This is a genomic window from Shinella zoogloeoides, assembly GCF_020883495.1.
Classification (GTDB): Bacteria; Pseudomonadota; Alphaproteobacteria; order Rhizobiales; family Rhizobiaceae; genus Shinella; species Shinella zoogloeoides.
In genome coordinates this window covers 1-23,453 of sequence record NZ_CP086611.1, presented here as the reverse complement: position 1 = coordinate 23,453, position 23,453 = coordinate 1, and the positions used below count along the sequence as shown (strand labels likewise).

Sequence of the window (23,453 nt, the reverse complement as noted above, 5' to 3'; positions counted from 1 at the left end):
GTCCGTTATCCGTCCATGTCGGCCAGCTTCGCGGCGATCGCGGCATCGATGGCCGCAAGGTCATCGGCCCCGAGCCGCAAGGTGCCGGCCCGCGCGTTGTCGAGCGCCTGCGCCGGGCTGCGCGCGCCGCAGAGGGCGAAAGTCACGCCCGGCTGCGCCAGCGTCCAGGCAATGACGACCTGCGCGATACTCGCGCCGTGCCGCTCGGCGACCGACCGGATCGCCTCGGCAAACTCCGTCGCCTTCTGCCGGTTGGAAACCGAGAAGCGCGGATTGTCCTTGCGCTGGTCGTCGCCGGCGAAAACGCGTTCCGGGCCTATCGCGCCGGACAGCAGGCCAAGCGCCAGCGAGGAATAGCTGAGCGTCGACACGCCGCCTTGAACAGTGAGCGGCAGCAGGTCCGCCTCGATCTCGCGATCGATCATGCTGAACCGCTCCTGGATCGCGTCGAGCGATCCGGTCTGGATATAGGTTTCGAGTTCCGTCCGGTTGACGTTGCTCGCGCCGATGGCGCGGATCTTGCCGGCCTGTTTCAACGCCTCCAGCGCCGCGACGGTTTCCTCGATGGGCGTCGTCGGGTCCTGCCAGTGGGTGATGTAGAGGTCGATATAGTCCGTGCCGAGCCGGCGCAGGCTCTGCTCGACCTCATGGATAATCGAATCTCGGCCGAGATAACGGTGAACCGGCTTGCCGTCCTGATCGAAGAAGTGGTTGCCCTTCTGCGTGTGCCAGACGAGGCCGCATTTCGTGGCGATGACGGCCTTGTCGCGGCGGCCGGCGATGGCCTTGCCGACGATCTCCTCCGACCGCCCGAGGCCATAGGCCGGCGCGGTGTCGATCAGCGTCACGCCGGCATCGAGCGAGGCCTGGATGGCGGCGATGGATTGCGTCTCGTCCGTGCCGCCCCACATCCAGCCGCCGATGGCCCAGGTGCCGAGGCCGACGGCCGAGGCGCTGACGCCGGAGCGTCCGATTTCACGGGTCAACTGTTCGCCGCTCATGCGGAAAGTCCTTCTTCGGATGCAAGGTCGAGAATGCGCGCGCCGGTCGCCTCGTCCGTCACGAGCGTATCGAGATGGCCGCCGCGCAGGACGGAGAGGATGGAGCCGGCCTTGTTGAGGCCGCTCGCCACGCCGATCTTCGTCGGGATCGAGGCGAATTCCTGAAGCGTCAGGGAGACCAGCGCGCGGTTCAGGCTGTAGTCGCAGACCTGACCCTCGCCATCCAGCAGATGGGCCAAGAGTTCCGCGCTCGCGCCGGAATGCTCGATGGCGGAGCGGTCCGTGCTGGAGGACGGGTGCAGGTCGTAATAGGTGGAATCCGCGCTGAGGATCGAGCCGATGCCGACCACGGCCACCTTGGCCTCCCGCGCCCGCTGGAAGACCTCCGCGACGGAACGCATGTTCATCAGCATCGCCCGCTGGGCGGCGTCGTCGGCAAAGAGCGGCGCGTGAATCTGGTAGGAACGCCCGCCCAGCCGCTCGGCCATCAGCGTCGAGACGTGATTGACGTCCGTATAGTGCTTGCCCTGCACGCAGCCCGTCGCGGGAATGACTTCCACATCGAAGCGGCGCGACGCCTGAAGACCGGCGACGACCGCCCCGACACCCTTGCCGCCGGTAATGCAGATCGTGTCGCCATCGGCGATCTCCTCGAGCAACAGCCGCGCGGCCGCCTCCCCCACTGCGAGAAGCGCGGTCTGCGGATTGTCCGAGACGGTCGGCACCACGACGGCGCGGCCGATGCCGCCGAGCGCCAGAAGCCGCTCTTCCATGTCCACCAGCGGCTCGACCGGCGACTTGATCTTGATCTCGACGAGGCCGAGCTGGCGGCCGCGCTTGATGAGGCGGTTGACGGTGGCGTGCGAGAGGCCGAGCTGGTCGGCGATCTGCGCCTGCGTCAGCCCTTCCAGGAAGTGCAGGACGAGCGCCTGATGCATCTGGCGGGCAATGACGATCTCTTCGCGCGGGGCGGGCTTCAGTTTGGCAATCGGCATATCAGGCAGCCTTCCGCTTGTGCAGGAAATGATCGATGGAGACGGCGGCAAGCAGAATGCAACCCTTGATCATGTCCTGCCAATAGACAGAGACGTTAAGCAGGATCAGCGACGAGGTGACGAGCGAGAGCAGGGCGATACCGAGGATGGCCCCAAGGATGGTGCCCGAGCCGCCGTTGAGCGAGGCCCCGCCGATGACCGCGGCGGCGATGATGTTCAGCTCCATGCCGACGCCGAAGGTGGGCGTCGCCGCGCCGAAGCGGGACATGTAGATGACGCCTGCGACACCGGCGAGCGTCGAGCACAGAACCGTCACCCAGAACTTCACCTGATTGGTCTTGATGCCGGAATAGAGCGCGGCCTTCTCGTTGCTGCCGGTATAGAAGACCTTGCGGAAGGCGGTCGCCCGGCGCAGCAGGAAATCGAACAGGATGACGACGGCAACGAAAATCAGGATGACATAGGGAACGCCATAGAAGGTGCCCTGCCCTACCGCCTTGAAACCGGCTGGCAGCGTGAAGAGCGAGAGCGGCGTGCCCTTGGTGATGATGAGGCAGAGGCCGCGCACGATCACCATCGCCGCCAGCGACGTGATGAAGTGATTGAGGCCGACGACCGTCACGAAGAAGCCCATGATGCCGCCGATGGCGCTGCTGGCGAGGATACCGATCAGCGAGGCCGTCCAGGGATCGAGCCCGGCAAGGAAGAGCGAACCCGACAGCACCATGGCGAAGCAGACGACGGAGCCGACCGCAAGGTCGATGCCACCGACGATGAGCAGGATCGTCATGCCGACGACGACGATGCCTTCCACCGAGAAGCTCATCAGCATGGCGCGGAAATTGCCGAGCGTCAGGAAGTGTGGCGAGGCGAAGCTCATGATCAGCCCAAGCGCCAGAATGATCGCGATCAGCCCGGCCTCGCGCATCGTGCCGATGCGCTTGAAGGACGATGTCCTCGGCGCTGCGCCTGCCATGGTGTCGATTGCCATTTCCCTGTCTCCCCTCTTCTCTTCACGCGGCATTGTCTGTCGCCTGCGCCGTAGCCAGTCCCGATGCCAGGCGGATCACGGCCTCTTCCGACATTTCTTCAGCGCCGAGTTCCCCGGCGATGCGCCCCTCCCGTACGACCAGAACGCGGTCGGCAAGGCCGAGCAGTTCCGGCATTTCCGAGGAGATGACGACGATGCCGATGCCCGAACGGGCAAGCTCGCGCAGCAGGCGGTGGATTTCCGTCTTGGCGCCGACATCGATGCCGCGCGTCGGCTCGTCCATCAGGATGACCTTAGGCTTGACGGCAAGCTGCTTGGCTATCGCCACCTTCTGCTGGTTACCGCCGGACAGCGATTTGACAGGCGCTTCGATGCCGCCCATGCGCACGGCGAGCCGCCTTGCGAAATCCTCGGCAAGCGCCGCCTCGGCGCGGCCGTCGAGCAGGCCGGCGGCATTGGTCAGCGACTTCAGGTCCAGCACGGCAATATTCTGCGCGATGGACATGTCGAGGAAGACGCCGGAACCCTTGCGGTCCTCAGAAAGGTAGACGATGCCGGCCTTCACCGCATCGCAATAGGCCGCGATCTTCTGCACCGCGCCATGCAGGCGCACCGCGCCCGCCGTGCGGGGGCGCAGGCCGCAGATGCCTTCCGCGATCTCCGTGCGGCCGGAGCCGATCAGGCCGCCGATGCCGAGGATTTCGCCCTTACGTAAGCTGAAGCTGACATTATGGAAGCGCCCACCGTCCCCGATGCCCTCGACCTCGAGGATCGTTTCGCCCGTCGCCTCTGCGGGGCGGAGCTTTTCGGGATAGAGCTGCGTGATCTCGCGGCCCACCATGCGGCGCACCACGTCATCCGGCGTCACATCCGCAATGCGGTCGGTGCAGACATAACGGCCGTCGCGGAAGACGGTCACGCGGTCGCAAAGCGAGAAAATCTCGGCCATGCGGTGGCTGATATAGATGATCGAAATGCCGTTCGCCTTGAGGTCGCGGATGATCGAGAAAAGCTGCTGCGCCTCGGTTTCGGTGAGCGCGGCGGTGGGTTCGTCGAGGATCAGCACGCGGCAATCGAGCGTCAGCGCCTTGGCGATCTCGACGAGCTGCTGGCTGGAAATCGGCAGGTCCGCGACCTTGCGGCGCACATCGATAGCGGCAAGGCGGTTCATCACGGCCTGCGCATCGCGCTCCAGCGCACGGTAATTCATGAAGGGCGAGCGGCGGCGATTGGTGGCCGCCATGAACATGTTTTCGGCCACCGTCGCATCCGGGCACAGGGCGATTTCTTGATGCACGAGGCCGATGCCGAGCGCCTGCGCGGCGGCCGGGGATGGGATGCGGACAGGCTGGCCGTCGACGCGGATTTCGCCCGCGGTCGGCTGGAGCACGCCGGCGATGATGTTCATCAGCGTCGACTTGCCGGCGCCGTTCTCGCCGCAAAGCGCATGGACCTCGCCGCGTTCGAGCGTGAAGTCGACATCCGTCAACGCCTTCACCGCCCCGAAATGCTTGGTCACGCCATGAATGGTGAGCACCGGCTCCGCCATCGTCTTCCTCCCTCTCCCTTCGAGACCATCCGCGCCGCAGGGGCGCGGATGGCATTCGCCTGGGAGCTTACTCCTCGATGCCCTTGGTGCCGCGACGCTTCAGGTACTTGTCCCAGTAGAAGTCGTCGGCATTGTCGGCCGTCACGATGGAAAGGCCGTTGTCGACAACCGGGATGCTCATTGGGTTGAAGCCCGAGCGCTTGGCGTCGTTCATCGGGTCGATGAGTTCCGGGTGCTTGGCGAGCCACAGCAGCATGAAGCCCATATAGCCCTGCATGCCCTGGTTCGGGTTGATCGAGCCGAAAACTTCGCCGGCCTTGATCATGTCGAGGATATTGGCGTTGACGTCCGCATTCATGATGAGGACCTTGCCGCCGGCTTCCTTGTTGGCCTGCGCCGCGCCGATGGCCGAGTTGGCTTCCGGCATGAAGACCGCCGCGAGGTTCGGATTGGCCTGGATGAGGCTCGACAGGCCCTGATAGGCCTTGGTGGGATCCTGGTTGGAGGCAGCGCGGCCGACGAGCTTCATCTCCGGCCACTTCTCCTCCATGCGGGCGATGAAGGCGGCGATGCGCTTGTCGTGATTGTCCTGGCCGGGATTCTCCAGAACCGCATATTCGCCCTTGCCGCCCAGCTTCTCGGCAATCGCATCGGCCGCATAGGTGCCTTCGCGGGTGTTGTCCGAGGTGATGAAGGAGACGCGCTTGGAAAGCGGCGAGTCGGCCGCGAAGGTCACGACGGCCGTGCCCTGATCGATGGCGCGGTTGATCGGCTCGATGAACGGGTCGGAATTCATGGGATGGACCAGAATGCCGGCGGGATTCTGCGCCAGCGCCTGGTCGAAGGTGGCGATCTGCTTGTTGACGTCATATTCCGGCGTGCCGGTATATTCCGTCTCGCAGCCCATCTGCTGGCCGGCCTGCTTGAACATTTCATAGACCGGGAACCAGTATTCCACGCCCGAAACCATGACGTTCATGACGCATTTCTCACCCGGCTTGCAGCGGAACGGGTTCTCCGTCTCGGCGGAAGCGGAACCGGCAAAAAGCGTGGTCGCAAGGACCGCCATGGCGGTCGTCGTCAAAAAAGTGCGCAAGTATCCTCCTCGGGGCCAAAGCCCCTCCCAAAAGCCCATGGGCGTCGCATTCCGACGCCGCTGATCTCGATGAAGACCGAACTTCCTCCTCGAAGTCCGGTATGGGCAGCTAACCGCAAGGCGCATTGCGTGTCAATATAATTCACACAATGAAATATATTTCATATTGAAAGGATGAAATCAAGGCCGCGCGTTGAAATATCTTTCACGCAGAGAATGGCAGGCGACGCTCGATACGTCGCCTGCCGGCTCGTTCATACCCGCTGAATCTCGATAGTCACATGGGAGAGGCCAGCAAGATGAGCCAGACGCGCCTTATAGTCCGCCGGGGTTTTCGGCTCCGGCGAGGCAAGGGAGATGATCGCGGCGTGATGCCCCGGGCCGACCTGCCAGACGTGAAGATCCGTGACCCGCTCCCCGCCATGTTCCAGTTCGGCGCGGATATCCTCCGCCAGCCCCTCCCCTTGCGGTGCGGCGTCGATCAGCACGCCGCCCGTCTCGCGGATAAGCCCCCAGGACCAGCGCGCGATGACCAGCGCGCCGACAATCCCCATCACGGGGTCCGCCCAAAGCCAGCCATAGCTGCGACCAAGCAGCAGCGCGGCGATGGCAAGCACCGAGGTCAATGCATCCGCAAGGACATGCAGATAGGCAGCACGCAGGTTGTTGTCGCGGGCGTGGTGGCCGTGATGGCCATGGCCATGTTCATCATGCGCGTGCGCATGGCCGTGCCCATGGTGGTGATGGCCATGGTCGTCCCGCAGCAGCCAGGCACTCAGGAGATTGACCGCAAGACCGGCAACAGCCACGGCAATCGCCTGTTCGAAGCTGATGGCGACCGGATTGGCGAGGCGCACAAAGCTCTCCCAACCGATGAGCAGGGCAATCAGCACCAGTACGATCGCGCTGGCAAAGCCGGCGAGATCGCCGAGCTTGCCCGTCCCGAAGGTGAAGCGCGGGTCACGCGCATGTCGGCGCGCATAGGAATAGGCCAATGCCGCAATCAGCATGGCGCCGGCATGGGTGGACATGTGCCAGCCGTCAGCCACCAGCGCCATCGAACCATAGAGCGTGCCGGCAATGATTTCCGCCACCATCATGCTTGCCGTCAGCGCGATGACGAGCCAGACCTTGCGTTCGTTGCGATGGTGATCCGCTCCCAGAAAGACGTGTTCATGCAGGAGACAGGAAATGGAGGGTGTCATGACAGATTCCTTTCGCTTGCTCGCTATTTCACATAGGTCCGCAGAACCGAGATCAGCTCCTCGCCGCCCTGCTGACACTCAGCCTTGGTCTCAGCAGCCATGACATGGTGGCGCAGATGATCCTCCATGACCTCCGCAGTCAGGCCACCCAGCGCACCCCGCACAGATGCCAACTGGCGCAAGATCTCCCCACAGCCCGCCTCCGCCTCCAGCGCCCGCTCGACGCCGTCCAACTGCCCCCTGAGACGACGCACACGGGCAATCAGCCGGTCCTTCTGCTGAACAGTATGGCTCATCGCCGCCTCCACATTCATTATAGTATACCCCCCTATACTATAATGATCACCGAGGGAAAAGGCCGATGGCCTCCTCCGTTATCGCTCAGTTTTTCACACGAGCGGATGCTCGGTCATAAAGCGGCACAAGATGAATTTTTGCCGGTGTGCGTTCCATTGCGACGACAAGTTCATAAACGCCACCCGTAAGGAAAGCGGCATCCACCCCTTCGGCGTTTCGCACATAGCCATAGCCAATGTTCTGGCCAAGCGTGTAACCATAGCCACCGCTGGTGAGATAGCCGACTGGCTCGCCGTTCCGCAGGATCGTTTCTCGGCCGACAAGCACGATATCCGGGGCGTCGACCGTGAAACCGGCAAATACCTTCCTGCTTGGTGCGTCCTGCAAGGCTTCGAGCGCGCGACGCCCCAGGAAATCCGTGGCCTTGCGCAGCTTCACCGCCCAGCCCAGCCCGGCTTCGAGGGGAGTATCGTTCGGCGTGATATCGGAACCCCAGGCGCGATACCCTTTTTCAAGGCGCAAGGATTCCAGCGCGCGATAGCCGACCGGGCGGATGCCGAAGGGCGCGCCCGCCGCCATCAGGGCATCGAAGACCGCCCCGATCCCGCCAATCGGCATATGCAGCTCCCAGCCAAGTTCGCCGACATAGGTCACGCGCAGCGCCCGCACGGCATGGCCGGCAATGACGATCTCGCGAACATGACCGAAGGGGAAACCGGCATTGGAGACATCTGCTTCTGTCACCGCCGCAAGCACATCGCGCGCCTTCGGCCCCATCAGCGAGAGCGTGCCGAAATCCTCCGTCACGTCGCTAAGCGTAACATCGAGGCCGGCGGGGATGTGATCGGCGATCCAGCCAAGATCGTGCGTACGGAATCCGGTGCCCGTGACGATGTAGAACCTGTCATCGGAAAGCCGTGCGACCGTCAGGTCCGCCTCGATGCCGCCGCGGGTATTGAGAAGCTGCGTATAGGTGAGCCGGCCTGCCGGCTTGTCGACGTCGTTGGCGCAGAGCCAGTCGAGCGCCTTCAGTGCGTCCGGGCCGGTCATCTCGTACTTGGCGAAGGAGGACTGGTCGAAGATACCGACGGCCTCGCGCACATGGCGATGCTCCTCGCCCACGGCATCGAACCAGTTCTGCCGGCCCATGGAATAGACGTCCTTCGGCTCCATGCCGTCCGGCGCGAACCAGTTCGGCCGCTCCCAGCCAAGCTTGGAGCCGAAGACAGCGCCCCGCGCCTTCAACCGTTCGTAAAGCGGCGAGACGAGGCGCGGACGGCCGCTGTCATATTCCTCGTGCGGGAAGGCGACGGTGTAGTGTTTACCGTAGGCTTCCAGCGTGCGGTCGAGCACCCATTGGCGGTCGCGGTGCATGGCGGCGAAACGGCGGATATCGACAGTCCACAGATCGAGCGGCGCTTCGCCATCGACCACCCATTGCGCCAGCACCCAGCCCGCCCCTCCCCCGGACGCGATGCCGAAGGCGTTGAAGCCGGCGCCCACGAACATGTTGGCGCATTCCGGCGCGACGCCGAGGATGAAGTTTCCATCCGGCGTAAAGCTCTCCGGCCCGTTGATCATCTGCTTGACGCCGACCTTTTCCAGTGCCGGCACGCGGGCGATCGCCTGCACCATATGCTGCTCGAAATGGTCGAAGTCGTCGTCGAACAGGCGATAGGCCCAGTCGTCCGGTACATCGCCGGTCGTCCAGGGCTGCGGGTTCGGCTCATAGCCGCCCATCACCAGCCCGCCGACCTCCTCCTTGAAATAGGTGCGGCGGTCGGGATCGCGGATGGTCGGCGCATCCGTGGCAAGGCCCGGCACCTTCTCCGTGACGATATACTGGTGCTTGACCGGCTGGAGCGGCACGTTGATGCCCGCCATCGCCCCCACCTGCCGCGCCCATTGCCCGGCGCAGTTGACGACCTTCTCGCAGGCAATGTCGCCCATCGTGGTACGCACGCGGCGGATGCGGCCGTTCTCCATGTCGAAGCCGATGACACGCACATTCTCGACGATCTTCGCCCCGTGCATGCGCGCCCCACGGGCGAGCGACTGGGTGATATCGGAGGGACTTGCCTGACCGTCCGTCGGCAGCCAGCTTGCGCCGACGAGATCGTCGACCTCCATCAGCGGCCACATCGCTTTCACCTCCTGCGGCGTCAGCAAGTGCATCTCCACGCCGAAGCTTCCGGCCGTCGTGGCGAGGCGGCGGAACTCCGTCCAGCGGTCCCGGTTGGTGGCGAGGCGCAGACACCCCGTCATCTTCCAGCCGGTGGCAAGCCCGGTCTCGGCCTCCAGCCCCTTGTAGAGATCGACGGAATATTTCAGCACGCGGGTGATCGACGCCGAGGAGCGCAACTGGCCGACGAGACCGGCGGCATGCCAGGTCGAGCCCGATGTCAGCGTCCCCTGCTCCAGAAGCACGACATCCGCCTTGTGGTCGCGGGCGAGGTGATAGGCGGTCGAGCAGCCGATGATGCCGCCGCCGATGACGACGATCCCGGCATGGGAAGGCAGGGTCATGTGGTAGGTTTCCCGTATGTCGTTCTGTAGTGATCGAGCGCCCTGTCGAGCCGTGCGAGATTTTCCGCGGTATAGCCGGCATAGTCGGCCCCCGGCGCTGCAAGATGGAGTTCCGACACCATACTCCACATGGCCTCGCGCAGCAGCGAGGCGCATTGCATGGCCGCGTGCGCGCGCCGGATCGCGGGAGCCGGCGCGCCGTCGAAGTAGACGGCGAGGAAATCCTCCGCCTCCTCCGCCGACAGGCCTGCATTGGAGGTCGCGCCGGCAAGATCGAACATCGCCGTGGAAAAGCCGGCATATTCGAAATCGATCAGCCAGAGCCGGTCGCCATCGTCGAGGATATTGGCGGGCAGAAGATCGTTGTGGCCGAAGACGATGGGCAGCGGCGCCTGCGCCGCCTCCAGCTCCTGCGCCAGCGCAAGGTATTCGGGCAGGCGGGCCATCATGCGGCTGCCGCCCGCTGCAAGCGTGCGCGCATAGTCGCGCACCACATGGAACGGCCAGAAGAAAAAGGCGGCGCCGCTGATTTCGGCCGGCATTTCGGCGTGGAAGCGGCGCAGCAGGAGCGCCACACGGCGACGCTCCGCCGCGACGTCCTGTGCGCCGAAGGTCCGCGCCCCGAGATAGGCCGAGACCATGACCCCCGGCTCCGCATAGCGCACCGCCGGCCCGAAACCCGCCGCATGCGCCGCCCGCGCCACCATCAGCTCCCGTTCGCGGAAAACGTGATGGAACGGATAGTCCCGCCCGAAGCGCACCACATGACGCCCCGCCCCGTCGGCCACCAGATAGCTCTCATTGCTGATGCCGCCCTTCAGCGGCGCAATATCGATGCGCCCGCGCCAGCAGGGCAAGGCGCGGATGCGATCCTCCACGGTTCGGCCGGGCGTAGTCAGGCCCTCCATCCACTCCCCCTCCCGAGGTGCGCCCGGCGTCTTCCCCAATTGTTCTTGTCGATGCCGCGGTTCGTCCATGTCATGCCGGACGGGCGCGGCTGTCAATTCCGGCTTGTGGTTTTTTCTGTCTTTACGCCCGATTCTGCGGTTTTCTTGCAAGGCGATCTGCAAAAGGGTATGAAACAGAGGCAGTCTCGTGGGTCGAAAAGCGATGAACCATTCCAAACGCCACAGCGACATCCTCCGGCTTCTCCAGCAGGACGGCACGGTTTCGATTGCGGATCTGGCCCGGGAACTCGATGTTTCGCTGGAAACCGTGCGACGGGACATCAAGCCGCTGACCACCAGCGGCGCGGTGGTGAAGATGCACGGCGCGGTGGCGCTGGCCTCAAGCGTCGGCGAAGCCCCCTTCGAGAAGCGTATGCGCGAGAACAGCGAGGCCAAGAAAGCCATCGCCATGGCCGTGGCGGCGACGATCCGCGACGGCGATTCCATCATGCTCGATACGGGCACGACAACGAGCTACCTTGCCCGCGAGCTTCTCGGCCATCGGCAACTGACCGTCGTGACCAACTCGTCCGACATCGCCCGCACCCTGTCGACCGTCAACGGCAATCGCGTCTACATGGCCGGCGGCGAGTTGCGCAGCGACAATGGCGCGGCCTTCGGGGTCTCGGCCATAGAATTCATCAGCCACTTCACCGTCGGCCACGCCGTCATCACGACAGGCGCCATCGACGCCGGCATCGGCATCATGGACTACGACCTCGAAGAAGCCGAATTCGCCCGCGCCGTCGTCTCGCGCGGCCGGCGGGCCATCGTCGTCACCGACCACAGCAAGTTCGGCCGGCAGGGGCTGGTGCGCGTCTGCGCGTTCGATGCGCTGACCGACCTTTTCACGGAGAAGGCCCCTCCCCGCGATATCTCGACCGCGCTGAAGGCGGCCGGCGTCACCATCACCCTCGCCGGCTGAAGTTGCCCGCAGTAAACTTGGCGATGGCCCCCACGAATGCGGCGGGGCGCCCGTGGACGCCCCTCCCCCTTTCCGTCAGTCCTCTTCCTGGAAGACCTGTTCACGCTTGGCCTTGACCGAGGGCAGGAAGACCACGACCAGCACCGCCAGCGCGATGACGAGCAACACCGCGCTGATCGGGCGCGTGACGAAGGTGCTCGGGTCGCCGCGCGACAGGATCATGGCGCGCCGCAGGTTCTCCTCCAGCAGCGGCCCCAGCACGAAGCCGAGCAGCAGCGGCGCGGGCTCGCAGCGCAGCTTCACCAGAAGATAGCCGCCGAGGCCGAACAGCGCGACCGCGTAAAGATCATAGACATTGGAGTTCACGCTGTAGACGCCGATGGAGCAGAAGGCCATGATGATCGGGAAGAGCACGTAGTAGGGCACCGTCAGCAGCTTCACCCACAGGCCGATGAGCGGCAGGTTCAGCACCACGAGCATCAGATTGCCGATCCACATGGAGGCGATGATGCCCCAGAACAGGGTCGGCTGCTCGGTCGCCACATTCGGCCCCGGCACGATGCCCTGGATGATCATCGCCCCGACCATCAGCGCCATGACCGGATTGGCGGGAATGCCGAGCGTCAGCAGCGGGATGAAGGACATCTGCGCGCCGGCATTGTTGGCCGATTCCGGCCCCGCGACGCCGGCGATTGCGCCCTTGCCGAATTCCTCCGGATGATCGGAAACGCGTTTTTCAACCGTGTAGGACGCGAAGGCCGCCAGGATCGCCCCGCCGCCCGGCAGGATGCCGAGCGCCGAACCGATGGCCGTGCCGCGCAGCACCGGCCCGACCATGCGCCTGAAATCGTCCCGGGTGGGCCACAGGCCGGAGACCTTGGCCATCAGGACGCTGCGCGTCTTTTCCCCTTCGAGGTTGCGCAGGATTTCCGCGATGCCGAAGACGCCCACGGCGACCGCCACGAAATTCAACCCGTCGGCATATTCCCGAATGCCCAGGGTGAAGCGCGGCGTGCCGGTATAGATATCCGTACCGACCAGACCGAGAAGCAGGCCGAGCGCGACCATCGCCAGTGCCTTGACGATGGAGCCATGGGCAAGCGCAATGGACGATACGAGGCCGACGACCATCAGTGAGAAATATTCGGCGGCGCCGAACTCCAGCGCGATAGACGTCAGCGGCCCCGCGAAGATCGCCACGAGAAAGGTCGAGACCGTGCCGGCGAAGAAGGAGCCGAGCGCGGCGATGGATAGCGCTGCCCCGGCCCTGCCCTTGCGCGCCATCTGGTAACCGTCGATGGCGGTCACGGCGGAAGAGGATTCGCCCGGCATGTTGATGAGGATCGCCGTGGTCGAGCCGCCATATTGCGCGCCGTAATAGATGCCGGCGAGCATGATCAGCGAGGAGACCGGCTCGAGCTGGAAGGTGATCGGCAGGAGCATGGCGATGGTCGCCGTCGCGCCGATGCCGGGCAGAACGCCGATCAGCGTGCCGAGCAGGACGCCGATGAGGCAGAAGGCGAGATTGGCGGGCGAGGCGGCGGTGGAGAAGCCGAGCGCGAGATTGCTGACGAGATCCACGAGCGCCTCCTAGAGCCGGGTCCAGGGGCCGAACCGTTCGAACGGCAGGCCGAGGGCGTAGCTGAATACCGCCGCGGAAAAGACCGTGATGGCGGCGGCAAGCGCGAGCGCCATGCCGGGCTTCATGCGCGACGAGGCGAAGGCGGCGATCAGGGCCGTGAAGAACAGCGATGGGACGAAACCGAGGCCGCGCACCGTCAGCCCGAAAAAGACGGGGGCAGGGAGGATGAAGAGCATGCCGCGCAGCGCCAGCGGCCCCATCGGTTCCCCCTCCACCCGCATCGCCTGAACCAGCACAACGACGCCGAGCAACGTGAGAATGGCGGCGAGGATCAGCGGGAAATAACCCGGCCCCATGCGGAACGCGGTGCCCAGTTCAAGGTTAAGGCATTGATAAACAAAGAAGCAGCCGAGCGCGATGAATGTCAGGCCGCAGAGCGCATTGGTGCTGTCGAACTGCACATGTTTCATGGATATCCCTTTCCCGGCGGCCTCTCCGGGCCGCGATGGCGGTCGAGGCCCGCGACGGCATGAGCGCCGCCGCGAGCCTGTTCCTGCGGGTCCTGCCTCAATCGGCGAACTGGCCGGCGGCCTCGATGATCGGCTTCCAGCGTGCGATCTCGCTTTCCAGCTTCGCCTTGAGCGCGGCCGGCGTCGCATCCTCCTGGGAGGAGGGCGTCGTGCCGAGTTCGGCGAACCGGGCGACGACATTCGGGTCCTTCAAGGCAAGCTGGAGCGATTTGGAGAGGCGTTCGGTCACCTCCGCGGGCGTGCCCTTCGGGGCGTAGACCCCATGCCAGATGCCGATCTGGAAGCCGGGCAGGCCGCCTTCCTCCGCCGTCGGAATGTCCGGCAGGTTGCCGAGGCGGGCAGGGGAGGTCACCGCATAGGCCTTGATCGTCCCGCCCTGAATCTGCTTCGTCGTGTTCGTCGTCTGGTCGCACAGCACGTCGACCTGACCGCCCAGAAGGTCCGTCATGGCCGGCCCCGTTCCCTTGTAGGGGACGGTGGTAAACTGCGTCTGCAGGGCGCTCATCAGCATCATGCCGCAGAGATGCGAGGCCGCGCCGATGCCGGCATTGGCCACCGTGACGGTGTCCTTGTTGGCCTTCATATAGTCGATCAGGCCCTTCAGATCGGTCGGCTCGAGGTCCTTGCGGGCGACGATCGTCATCGGCACATCCGTGACGAGACCGACATATTCGAAGGCATTCAGGGTGTCATAGGCCAGTTTGCGATAGAGCGTTGCGCTCGCCGCCATGCCGATATGATGCAGCAGCAGCGTATAACCATCGGGGTCGGCGCTCGCCACGCGCCCCGCACCGAGCGTGCCGCCCGCACCGCCGACATTCTCGACGACGATCTGCTGCCCGAGGTCCTTCGACATGGCTTCCGCGACGAGGCGCGTCACCGTGTCGGTCGGACCGCCGGCGGAGAAGGGCACGACCATGGTGATCGTCCGCTCGGGATAGGTCTGGGCGAAAGCGGATGTGGCGAGCAGCGATACGGCAAGCGCCGCGGAAACGCCGGCAAGGGTCTTCAAGGTCTTCATCGAATCCTCCGGATGAAATCCCAGCCGGCGCGGCTCCTCCCGTGCCGGTTCTGGATGCATCAAGAGTGAAGCACGCGACGCTCGGGGCAAGACGGGTAGGGGATATCCAGTCCTGTTTACTGCCGTAAACTGCGCCCTGCGGGTGGAAACGGGGACAAAAGCCCATCGAGGGCGGGTGGATTTCCACCCATCCGGCCTCAGATATCCTCGGAAAGCACCGAATATCCGAGGCTCTTGTCGAGGCCGTATTTCTGCATCTTCTCGTAAAGCGTCTTGCGGGAAACGCCGAGCTGTTCGTAAACAGGCTTGAGACTGCCGCCATGCGCGGCAAGCGCGCTGGCGATAAGGCCGCGCTCATAGGCAGCGACCCTGTCGGCCAGCCGCTGCGGGCCGGCCTCCGGCGACGCGCTCTCGGCCGCCATGTCCAGCCCCAGGACGAAGCGGTCGGCCGCATTGCGCAGCTCTCGCACATTGCCGGGCCAGCTTCGGCCCGCGACATCCGTGATGACTGACGGCGGCACATCGGCATCGCTGCGCCCATAGCGCGCCGCGGCCTCGCGCACGAGCTGGAGGAAGAGGAGGGGGACATCCGCCCGGCGCTGCGCCAGCGAAGGCACATGCAATGTCGCAACATTCAGCCGATAGAAGAGGTCCGGGCGGAAGCGGCCGGCCGCCACCTCCGCACCGAGATCCACCTTGCTTGTCGCGATGAAACGCACATCGAGCGGAACCGGCTCATTCGAACCGAGCCGCGTGATGACCCGCTCCTGCAGGACGCGGAGGAATTTTGCCTGCAAATCGAAGGGCATAGAGCCAATCTCGTCGAGCAGGATCGTGCCGCCACGACCATGCTCGAACTTGCCGTAACGGGGCCGCAGCGCCCCGGGAAACGCGCCGGCCTCATGACCGAAAAGCTCGCTTTCGATGAGATTTTCGGGAAGCGCCGCGCAGTTGATGGCGATGAACGGCTTGTTCGCCCGTGCGCTGACATCATGCAGCGCCCGGGCGACGACTTCCTTGCCGGCCCCCGTATCGCCGATGATCAGCGTATCGGCATCCGTCGCACCGATCGCCCGCAGCCGGTAGCGTAGGTCTACCATCACCTGCGTGCGCCCGGGAAGGCGCGCCTCGATATCGTCCCGCTTGCCGGCAACCGCGCGCAGGCGGCGATTTTCGAGCACGAGGCTTCGCCGGTCCATCGCCCGGCGAATGATGACCGCCAGATGCTGCGCCGTGAACGGCTTTTCAAGGAAGTCGTAGACCCCGGCGCGCATGGCGCTGACGGCGAGTTGCACATCGGCGTGCCCCGTCACGAGAATGACCGGAATTTCCGGGTCCACCTCGCGGATATGCTGCAACAACGTCATGCCGTCCATGCCCGGCATGCGGATATCGCTGACCACGACACCGTCGAAAGCGTAACCGACCCGCTCCAGCACCGGCTCGGCGCTCGAATAGGTCTCCACCGCAAGATCGAACAATTCGAGCGCCTGCGCCGAGGAACGGCGCATCTCTTCCTCGTCGTCGATGAGAAGAATACGGGCGCCGGTCATTCGGCAGCCTCCTGAACCGTCCGCGCATCCTCCAGCACGATCTGGAAGACCGCACCGCCCTCCGGGTGGTCGAAGACCGTGAGGCTTCCGCCGAAGTCCTTGACAATATTATAGGAAATGGAAAGGCCGAGGCCAAGTCCCTTGCCGACACCCTTGGTGGTGAAGAAGGGATCGAAGATGCGTTCGGTAATCGCGCCCGGCACACCGGGGCCGCGGTCGCGCACCTCGATGCCGATGCGCCCGTCGCGACGGCACGCGGTCAGCACGATATCCCGCTCGGCAAGTCCCTCCACGGCATCCGCCGCATTGCTGATGATATTGACGAGAACCTGCTGAAGCCGCACCGGACCGGCCAGCACCGCCAGGTCCGGGTTTTCCAGTTCGACGACAAGCCGCGCATCCGCCGCCTTCAGGCGCGGCGCGACGATCTCCATCGTATCGGCAATCGCATCCGACAGGCGGACCGACCCCAGACGCTCGTTCGGCTTGCGGGCAAAATTGCGTAAGTGCCGACTTATCGATGCCATGCGGTCGATGAGGGCGGAGATACGGCGCACATTATCCTGCGCCTCCGGCACACGACCTCGCTCGATCAGCAGCCCGGCGCTGTCGGCATAGGTTTTCGCCGCCGCCAGCGGCTGGTTGAATTCATGGGAGAGTGCCGCAGACATCTGGCCGAGGCCGGCCAGCTTGCCGGCCTGGATCAGATCGGCCTGCGTCTTGCGCAACTCCTGCTCCGTCAGCCGGCGTTCGGCGATCTCCAGCTCGATCTGCTCGTTGACGCGCGCCAGATCCGCCGTGCGCTCCTCGACGCGATGCTCGAGTTCGTTGCGCGCCTCCTCCTGAAGCCGAAGCCGCTCCACGACGCGGGCGCGGCGCTGCCAGATGACCGCGGCCGCCGCCGCCGCAAGGCAGATGAACAGCAGGACCGCAATCAGCGTGGTTCGCGCCTGCGCCCGGACAGACGCGGTATCGAGCAGGACATTCACCGTCCAGTCGGCATCCGGCATATAGTGCGACAGCCGCAGATATTCCCGGCTCGTCCCGTCACCGGCGATCCGCAGAAGATGTTGACCATGGTAAACCGACTCGGTGACGGAGAGCGGCCGCAATTGCGCCTCCGCATAGCGCCGGGAGGCCTGGGTGCGGGCAAGACGCGGGCCGTCGAGCGGCAGGATGCCGGTATAGAGCCATTCCGGCGCGCCGGTCATGAAGATGATGCCTTCCGGGTCCGCGACGAAAATCTTGTATTCGCCGCCGCGCCAGGAACTTTCGATGGAATCGATATCGACCTTGAAGACGATCACACCGAGTATCTTTCCGGCGACCTCCACCGGCGAGGAGAAGTAATAGCCGCGTTTCAGCGATGTCGTGCCGAGCGCATAGAACCGCGCCGGCCTGCCGGCGACCGCATCCTGAAAATAGGGGCGGTAGCTGAAATTCTCCCCGACGAAGGTTCCCGGCTTGTCATAGTTGCTCGCCGCGACCGTGTTGCCGTCCGGGGTCATCACATAGATATCGGATGATCCAAGCAGGCTATTGATTTCCTTAAGGTAATTGTTCGCTACCTTGCGAAGCGCCGGGTTTTCCGGCGCTTGCAGCAGGCCTTCGATGTCATCGTGATCGGCGATCAGCGCGGGGAGGGGCTCGTAGCGGCCGAGATGACCGGCAAGCGCCGCGACGGCAAGGCGCAAAGCCGAGTTCGCCTGCAGGGATGCTTCATCCATGTAGCTGCGGGTCAGCAACGTGCCGCCCTGAAGAATGGCAAGGACCAAGACGATCGGCAAGATCACGAAAGCCAGGGCATGGCGCAGCTTCACGGAATGACGGCTCCTCTCCGTTTCCCCGCGACCGACCGGCCGCCGCCTCTATCCTACCGAGCGGGCCTCGTCTTTCCTAGAGGGGAGGGGAGGGGAGGGGAGGGGAGGGACCTCACTCGGGCAGGCGCGCCCCGCCAAGATCGATCCCGAGAAAATCGGCCAGCGCATCGACGACAATCGCATGGTCGATCCGCTCCGGCACGCCCGAGACCGTCGCGGTCCCGACACAGCCGAGATCGGCGACAAAAAGCGGAACGCTGCCACCATGCACGGAAAAATCGGCATAGGACAGGTTGCGGGCCTCCACCTGGTCACGCCCGGAAAGCGCAAGCCTGCGCCCGACGAGATAGGACGCGCTCCAAAGCCGCAGGACAGTGTTTCGCTTGCGGCGGATCCACTCGACATTGTCCGTCGTGGTGCCGGGGAGGGCGCAATGGAAAAGCGTGCGGTCACGCAAGGAGATATCGATCGCGACGCTGGCGCCGCGAGCCAGCGCCTTTTCCCGAATGCAATTGCCGAGCGCCCAGGCATCGTCAGGGCTGAACCGGCTGAAACGCAGCAGCCGTTCCTGCTCTTCGAGCCTGCGAATATCCTCAGCCAGCATCTCCGTCATTCTCGCCTCCCAGCCGAAACCCGTCCGCTGTTCCTATCGGGACTCGCGCCCGAGAGAAAGGGGGTTGACGGAGATCAAGGTTGCCCTGCACGAAGACCATAGGGTAGGGAAGTTTCACACCGACCGACGGACGATCATGCCGGACAGCTTTTTCACCTTCGCCATTCTCGCATTGCTGCTGACGCCCGGCCCGACCAACACGCTGCTGACCGTCGCCGCCGCAACGCGCGGGCTGCGGGCGAGCGTTCCGCTGCTGGCCGGGGAACTTCTCGGCTATCTTGCCGTGATTGTTCCGCTTGCAACCGTCGCCGCCCCGCTTCTCGACGGACGTCCCGCACTTTCCGCCGGTCTGCGGATCGCCGCTGCGTGCTGGGTGCTCTTCCTGGCGATGCGTCTCTGGCGCGTGTCCTCGGAACAGAAGGCCGAGCGCGAGGCGGCGCCGATAACGATCGGCCAGGTTTTCCTGACGACCATGCTCAATCCGAAAGCGCCGATCATCGGGCTGGTCATCATGCCGCATGGCTCTCTCATGGAGATCGCACCTGCACTTGGGCGTTTCAGCCTGCTCGTGCTGGCAGCCGGGACAAGCTTCCTGACACTTGGCAGCCTTGTCGGCAAGGCGCCGGTTCTGTCCCCGCGCCTCGTCTACCGCATTGCCGCCGTCTTCCTGCTCATCTTCTCGGCCGGGCTGGTCGGAAGCGCGTCAAGCCTGATCTGAAATCAGCCGTTCCCGGCCTGATGCAGACGGGACAGCTCCTGCTGCACCTCGTCCTGAAATGCAAAGACGGCCGCGCGCGCCTGATGCTCGCTCGAGCCGAGCTTGCGAAGCTCTTCCGCCAACTCCCGGCAGACACGCATCCAGTAATGGCGCGCCTCTTCACCCTGCAAGCCATCCAGCTCCCCCGCACAATGGCGAACATGAGCCGTACGGCGCTCGGCCGGAAACGGAACGACGGTATCGGAATGGCGGCGCGGCTGGGCCGAGGCAGATGGCGGCATTGATTCGGGCTTCCTTGTCTTCCGCCCATGATTAGGAACCGCATGGTTAACATGCGGTTTCCAAAGCAGATTCGCCGCACCGCTTTGTCATCATCCGGCACGCGTCACCGGATGCGCATTCGCCCGCACCAGCGCCATCAGCATCGGGCCAAGAGCGAATTCACCGCGCTCCGCCCTGCGGGTCAGATCGCGCAGATAACCGCCGGCCGAGTTGATGTGTCCCGAGCGCTCGAAAATGCAGGCGATGACCGTCGCCGCATTTTCAGGCCCCAGCACCTCGCAGGCCTTTTCGTAAGCCGAGGGACTGACGGCCAGCATCGAGCGGACCACCACGGCCGCCGTCATCAAGTCGCGCCAACCGGAGATCGCCCCTCCAGGACCGAAGGGGATAATCTCCGGGCAGGCCTGCAGGACGAGACCCAGCGGGTAGGGCTTGTGCGGCTCGCTGGCCGTTGGCGGCCGGGGCTGGCGGCGGCGATCCCTGTCGCCCGGTATTGCACCGTCTGTTGGGTCATCTGCGGTTCGGCTTGTACCTGCTGCCGCTTGCCCACCCTCCAGCGCTTCATGTCGGATATCGCCATCGCCGCCCTGCTTCGGTTCGAAGCGAGGTTCAAAGTCAGAAGTGGAGTCGGGTTTTGAATTCTGTTTGTGCCGCTCAGTATGGTCGGCATTGCCAGCCGTATTTCTTAAAATTAACTGCTGTTCCATGCACTTGAGGATTTCTTCCCGCAAGGCTTCGAGCGCTGCGAGGATCGGCGCCAGGATTTCGGGCGTCGCAACCCGCGGCAGCGCCAGAACCTGCTGGCGATATTCCGCCTCATACCGCATCCACTCGCCCTGAAGGCCGTCTTCCAAAGCCGTCTCGATCAGCTTGGCGATATCGCGGCGAACCAGCGTGATCCGTTCACGCATACGCTGCAACAGCAGACGCTCTGCCGTGACCTCCGCCGCGACGGTCTCGATCTCCCCTGCCCGCGCAAGCAGGGGCGCAAGCGAAAAGCCGTAAGCCTCGCCGATCTCACCCTGCCGGTCGCGGCGCACATAGCGCTTGCCGTTCGGGCTGTCCCTGCGCGTCAGAAGGCCCACTTCGACCAGCGCGGCGAGATGGCGGCGCAGCGTCGTTTCCGCCATGCCATGGGTGCGCAGCGAGAGCTGGGCATTGGAGGGGAACACGACGAGGCCCTCATTGCCGCAAAGCTCGGTCTTCGGATAAAAGCTCATCAGCGCGTTGAGGACGGAGAGCGCCCGATCGCTGATGCCGAGTTTCGGCCGCGCCTCGCAGAGCCAGCGATAAAGCTTCCACTTGTCGACGCTCGCTTCCGGCGAAACCGTCTTCGCAATCGCCTGGCTTGCCAGCATGCCAAGTGTCATCGCCCGCCGCCCGAAGGGCGTCGTTATGTCGTCCGTCTCCATGTCTCTTCACCTTTCAACAGGCAAAAGAGACCCCATCACCGAAACCGGCGCCGAAAAGGCTTGACTGTGATTCGGGGAAGTGCGATTCTCAGGCTGCTAAACGATGAGAAGGGCTTCCGCGACGGTAACGTTGAGGGGGCCTTTTTCTTTTGCGGATTAATCTCCTGATTTCTGTTTGTTTTCCGAACGATACGCCTCGTAGAGGCGGTCCAGATTGCGTGTGATGTAAGCGCCGAAGCCGGCCGCATCGGCCGCTTTCAGCGCAATCGTGTACTGGCGGCCATTGGCCTTGATATTGGCCTGGACGTCCTTGCGCTCCCAGGTGGCGGGAGCGGGCTTGTGCGTCGCCGCCGACCCCTCGCCCTTCGCGAGATGGCCGCTGACGAGATTGAAGCGCTCCTCCGGCGAGCGGACCTTGATACGCTCGCGGGCGAGGAATTCGACGGCGCGATCCTCATTGGCCGGTTCGTCGAAACGGGTCGCCAGTTCATGCCAGCGGTCGCGGCCGATGGCGAGCGCCGGGCCGATGCCGGCGCGAACGGCCTTGGGAATGCGGTTGACCACGGACAGCATCTTCGAAACGGTCGTCTTGTCGGCGCTGAGCGCGGCCATGATCGTCTCGCGGTCGAAGCCCCTCGTTTCCAGCTCGCCGGCGAAAGTCGCCCGTTCGAGGAAGGAAAGGTCGGCGCGCGCGCTGTTCTCCTGGCCCTGCGCGATCACATGATCGCGGTCGGTCAGCGCCTTGACCACGGCGCGAACCGGCCGGCCGAGCAGGCGGGCGGCCTTGGCGCGGCGATGGCCGAAGGCGATCTGGTAGACGCCGTCCTTCGCGGGATGCGGACGCACGAGAATGGGCGAATCCTGCCCGCGCACGCGCATCGCCTCGACAAGTTCCTGGAATTGCTGGTCGGAATGCGCCAGACGGTCGGAAACGAAGGATTCCTCGATCTGGTCCGGTTCCAGCTCGATGACGACCTCGCCGGCCGTCAGCTTGGCCTCGATCTCCTTGGCCGCATCGGCCTTGGCCGCCAGCGCATCGATGCTGCGGGTCACCGCGCCGAGCGCGCCGATGCCCTTGTAGGTGACATGCTGGCGGTGCTCGTCCTGAACGGGGTTTACCGGCGTCAACTTCTCGGAGGCCGGTGCGATCAGGTTGGAGAGAACGTTCTTGCGCGCCATGATCAACGCCCCCATGCCTTGTGAATGAGATCGACGATTTCCGCGTTGACCGCCTCCATGGATTCGAGCGCGCGGTCGTAGGTGGCGCGCGTGAACTGGCTGCGGTCGACCTCGTAGAGCGTCTGGTTGGTGAGCGCCGCATCGGCAATGGCGACGCTTCGCACCATCGAGCTCGTCAGGACGTGCTGCTTGAAGAGCGAGCGCATGAAGGCGACCATCTGCGTCTGCGGCCCGTCCGCCGGATCGTAGCGGGTGACGAGGTAGCGCAGCCAGTCGAGGTTCATGTTGCCGCCCGCGCTCTTCAGCGTGTTCAGCACCTCGCCCAGCATCTGCAGGAACTGGCACATGGACATGACGTCGAGCATCTGCGGATGCACGGTGATCAGCACGGCCGTCGCGCCGCAGATCGCGCTCATCGTCAGGAAGCCGAGCTGCGGCGGGCAGTCGATCACCACCACGTCGTAATCGTCGGCGACGGTGGAAAGCGCCTCGTCGAGACGGGCAAAGAAGATCCGGCCGTAATCGCCGCTGTTGCCCTGCGCGAGAATGCGCGGCGTGTCGTGCTCGAACTCCATGAGTTCCAGATTGCCGGGCACGATGTCGAGGCCCGGGAAATTCGTCTTGCGGATGATTTCCTTCAGCGGCCGGCGCTGGTCGTCGTAGCGGATGGCCCCGTAAAGGGTCTCGTTCTCGTTGACGTCGAATTCCGGCTGGAAGCCATGCACCGCCGAAAGGCTGGCCTGCGGGTCGAGGTCGACGGCAAGGACGCGGTGACCGGTCAGCGCGAGATGCTGCGCCAGATGCGCCGTCGTCGTCGTCTTGCCGGAGCCGCCCTTGAAGTTCACGACGGCGATGACCTGCAGATGCTCGGTGCCGCGCCGGCGCGGAACATAGCGCTGGCCACGGCTGTTCTGCTCGAGATATTCGCGCATCTCCTGCAACTGCTCGGCCGTATAGGAACGGCGGCCGGAGGGCGTCACCTGCGGCAGCGGGCCCTTGGATTCGAGCGAAAGGTTGCGCAGATACCCACTGGTCACCCCGAGGAAATGGGCGGCCTCGCTGAGCTGGAACTGGCGCAGGCTCTTCTGCGCGACCGGCGGGAACATTTCCAGCCGGTGCTGCTTCAGCTTGTCTGACAGTTCGTGCGCCTGCCCGATGATCAGTTGATCGACCTCGGAAATTGCCTGTCCGAACGTTGCGGCCATATTCAT

General features: G+C 64.4%; 21 protein-coding genes. 2 read left to right on the top strand and 19 right to left on the bottom strand.

Translation table 11 applies throughout. The features are described 5' to 3' along the window. Nucleotides 1-5: 5 nt before the first annotated feature. The 9 genes from K8M09_RS19740 to K8M09_RS19700 all read right to left on the bottom strand — a co-directional run bounded on the left by K8M09_RS19740 (nt 6) and on the right by K8M09_RS19700 (nt 10,568). Nucleotides 6-1,001, bottom strand: a complete 996-nt coding sequence (locus tag K8M09_RS19740) for an aldo/keto reductase (protein WP_160785847.1) — start codon at nt 999-1,001, stop codon at nt 6-8. Further along, nucleotides 998-1,996, bottom strand: coding sequence for a sugar-binding transcriptional regulator (locus K8M09_RS19735; protein WP_160785848.1), 999 nt, complete (start codon nt 1,994-1,996; stop codon nt 998-1,000). Before K8M09_RS19735 ends, K8M09_RS19740 begins: the two co-directional genes overlap by 4 nt. 1 nt (nt 1,997) lies before the next feature. Further along, nucleotides 1,998-2,987: an ABC transporter permease gene (locus tag K8M09_RS19730; RefSeq protein ID WP_160785849.1), complete on the bottom strand. Its 990-nt coding sequence runs from the start codon at nt 2,985-2,987 to the stop codon at nt 1,998-2,000. A 22-nt stretch (nt 2,988-3,009) separates the two neighbouring features. Then, entirely contained in the window at nt 3,010-4,536 is a 1,527-nt protein-coding gene (locus K8M09_RS19725) for a sugar ABC transporter ATP-binding protein (protein WP_160785850.1), read from the bottom strand. Between the two features lie 67 nt (nt 4,537-4,603). Further along, nucleotides 4,604-5,632: a substrate-binding domain-containing protein gene (locus K8M09_RS19720; protein ID WP_160785851.1), complete on the bottom strand. Its 1,029-nt coding sequence runs from the start codon at nt 5,630-5,632 to the stop codon at nt 4,604-4,606. A gap of 254 nt (nt 5,633-5,886) precedes the next feature. Continuing rightward, nucleotides 5,887-6,837: a CDF family Co(II)/Ni(II) efflux transporter DmeF gene (gene dmeF / locus K8M09_RS19715; protein ID WP_160785852.1), complete on the bottom strand. Its 951-nt coding sequence runs from the start codon at nt 6,835-6,837 to the stop codon at nt 5,887-5,889. Nucleotides 6,838-6,860: 23 nt separating this feature from the next. Then, nucleotides 6,861-7,133, bottom strand: coding sequence for a metal/formaldehyde-sensitive transcriptional repressor (locus K8M09_RS19710; protein ID WP_160785853.1), 273 nt, complete (start codon nt 7,131-7,133; stop codon nt 6,861-6,863). An 85-nt stretch (nt 7,134-7,218) separates the two neighbouring features. After that, a complete protein-coding gene (locus K8M09_RS19705; RefSeq protein ID WP_160785854.1) occupies nt 7,219-9,660 on the bottom strand; it encodes a GcvT family protein in 2,442 nt (813 codons plus the stop codon). Further along, the gene (locus K8M09_RS19700) at nt 9,657-10,568 is read right to left on the bottom strand and encodes a phosphotransferase (RefSeq protein WP_160785855.1); all 912 of its coding nucleotides are present in this window, start codon (nt 10,566-10,568) and stop codon (nt 9,657-9,659) included. The genes K8M09_RS19705 and K8M09_RS19700 overlap by 4 nt, the downstream gene beginning before the upstream one ends. A 202-nt stretch (nt 10,569-10,770) precedes the next feature. On the opposite strand from K8M09_RS19700, the gene K8M09_RS19695 reads away from it, so the two are divergent. Further along, complete coding sequence (locus K8M09_RS19695) at nt 10,771-11,532, top strand: DeoR/GlpR family DNA-binding transcription regulator (protein ID WP_160785856.1); 762 nt, start codon at nt 10,771-10,773, stop codon at nt 11,530-11,532. A 75-nt stretch (nt 11,533-11,607) separates the two neighbouring features. Here the strand turns inward: K8M09_RS19695 and K8M09_RS19690 are convergent, their stop codons facing one another. The 6 genes from K8M09_RS19690 to K8M09_RS19665 form a co-directional block, all read right to left on the bottom strand. Further along, a complete protein-coding gene (locus tag K8M09_RS19690) occupies nt 11,608-13,113 on the bottom strand; it encodes a tripartite tricarboxylate transporter permease (RefSeq protein WP_160785857.1) in 1,506 nt (501 codons plus the stop codon). Between the two features lie 9 nt (nt 13,114-13,122). Further along, entirely contained in the window at nt 13,123-13,584 is a 462-nt protein-coding gene (locus tag K8M09_RS19685) for a tripartite tricarboxylate transporter TctB family protein (RefSeq protein WP_160785858.1), read from the bottom strand. 97 nt (nt 13,585-13,681) lie between these two features. Beyond that, nucleotides 13,682-14,665 (bottom strand): tripartite tricarboxylate transporter substrate-binding protein, encoded by a 984-nt coding sequence (locus K8M09_RS19680; protein ID WP_160785859.1) that lies wholly within the window; start codon nt 14,663-14,665, stop codon nt 13,682-13,684. Nucleotides 14,666-14,862: 197 nt separating this feature from the next. Beyond that, on the bottom strand, nt 14,863-16,218 hold the full coding sequence (locus K8M09_RS19675) for a sigma-54-dependent transcriptional regulator (protein ID WP_160785860.1): 1,356 nt from the start codon (nt 16,216-16,218) through the stop codon (nt 14,863-14,865). Further along, nucleotides 16,215-18,038, bottom strand: a complete 1,824-nt coding sequence (locus K8M09_RS19670) for a sensor histidine kinase (RefSeq protein ID WP_229342488.1) — start codon at nt 18,036-18,038, stop codon at nt 16,215-16,217. The genes K8M09_RS19675 and K8M09_RS19670 overlap by 4 nt, the downstream gene beginning before the upstream one ends. A gap of 112 nt (nt 18,039-18,150) precedes the next feature. Further along, complete coding sequence (locus tag K8M09_RS19665) at nt 18,151-18,651, bottom strand: heme-degrading domain-containing protein (RefSeq protein ID WP_160785861.1); 501 nt, start codon at nt 18,649-18,651, stop codon at nt 18,151-18,153. 136 nt (nt 18,652-18,787) lie between these two features. On the opposite strand from K8M09_RS19665, the gene K8M09_RS19660 reads away from it, so the two are divergent. Beyond that, a complete protein-coding gene (locus K8M09_RS19660; protein WP_160785862.1) occupies nt 18,788-19,369 on the top strand; it encodes a LysE family translocator in 582 nt (193 codons plus the stop codon). A 2-nt stretch (nt 19,370-19,371) separates the two neighbouring features. Here the strand turns inward: K8M09_RS19660 and K8M09_RS19655 are convergent, their stop codons facing one another. The 4 genes from K8M09_RS19655 to repA all read right to left on the bottom strand — a co-directional run bounded on the left by K8M09_RS19655 (nt 19,372) and on the right by repA (nt 23,447). Then, complete coding sequence (locus tag K8M09_RS19655) at nt 19,372-19,650, bottom strand: DUF6074 family protein (RefSeq protein ID WP_160785863.1); 279 nt, start codon at nt 19,648-19,650, stop codon at nt 19,372-19,374. A 90-nt stretch (nt 19,651-19,740) separates the two neighbouring features. Then, entirely contained in the window at nt 19,741-21,063 is a 1,323-nt protein-coding gene (gene repC / locus K8M09_RS19650) for a plasmid replication protein RepC (RefSeq protein ID WP_160785864.1), read from the bottom strand. A 156-nt stretch (nt 21,064-21,219) separates the two neighbouring features. After that, nucleotides 21,220-22,242 carry a plasmid partitioning protein RepB gene (repB, locus tag K8M09_RS19645; protein WP_160785865.1) on the bottom strand — a complete coding sequence of 341 codons (1,023 nt, stop codon included), beginning with the start codon at nt 22,240-22,242 and terminating at the stop codon, nt 21,220-21,222. A gap of 2 nt (nt 22,243-22,244) precedes the next feature. Next, nucleotides 22,245-23,447, bottom strand: coding sequence for a plasmid partitioning protein RepA (gene repA / locus K8M09_RS19640; protein ID WP_380734723.1), 1,203 nt, complete (start codon nt 23,445-23,447; stop codon nt 22,245-22,247). Between the last annotated feature and the right edge of the window lie 6 nt (nt 23,448-23,453).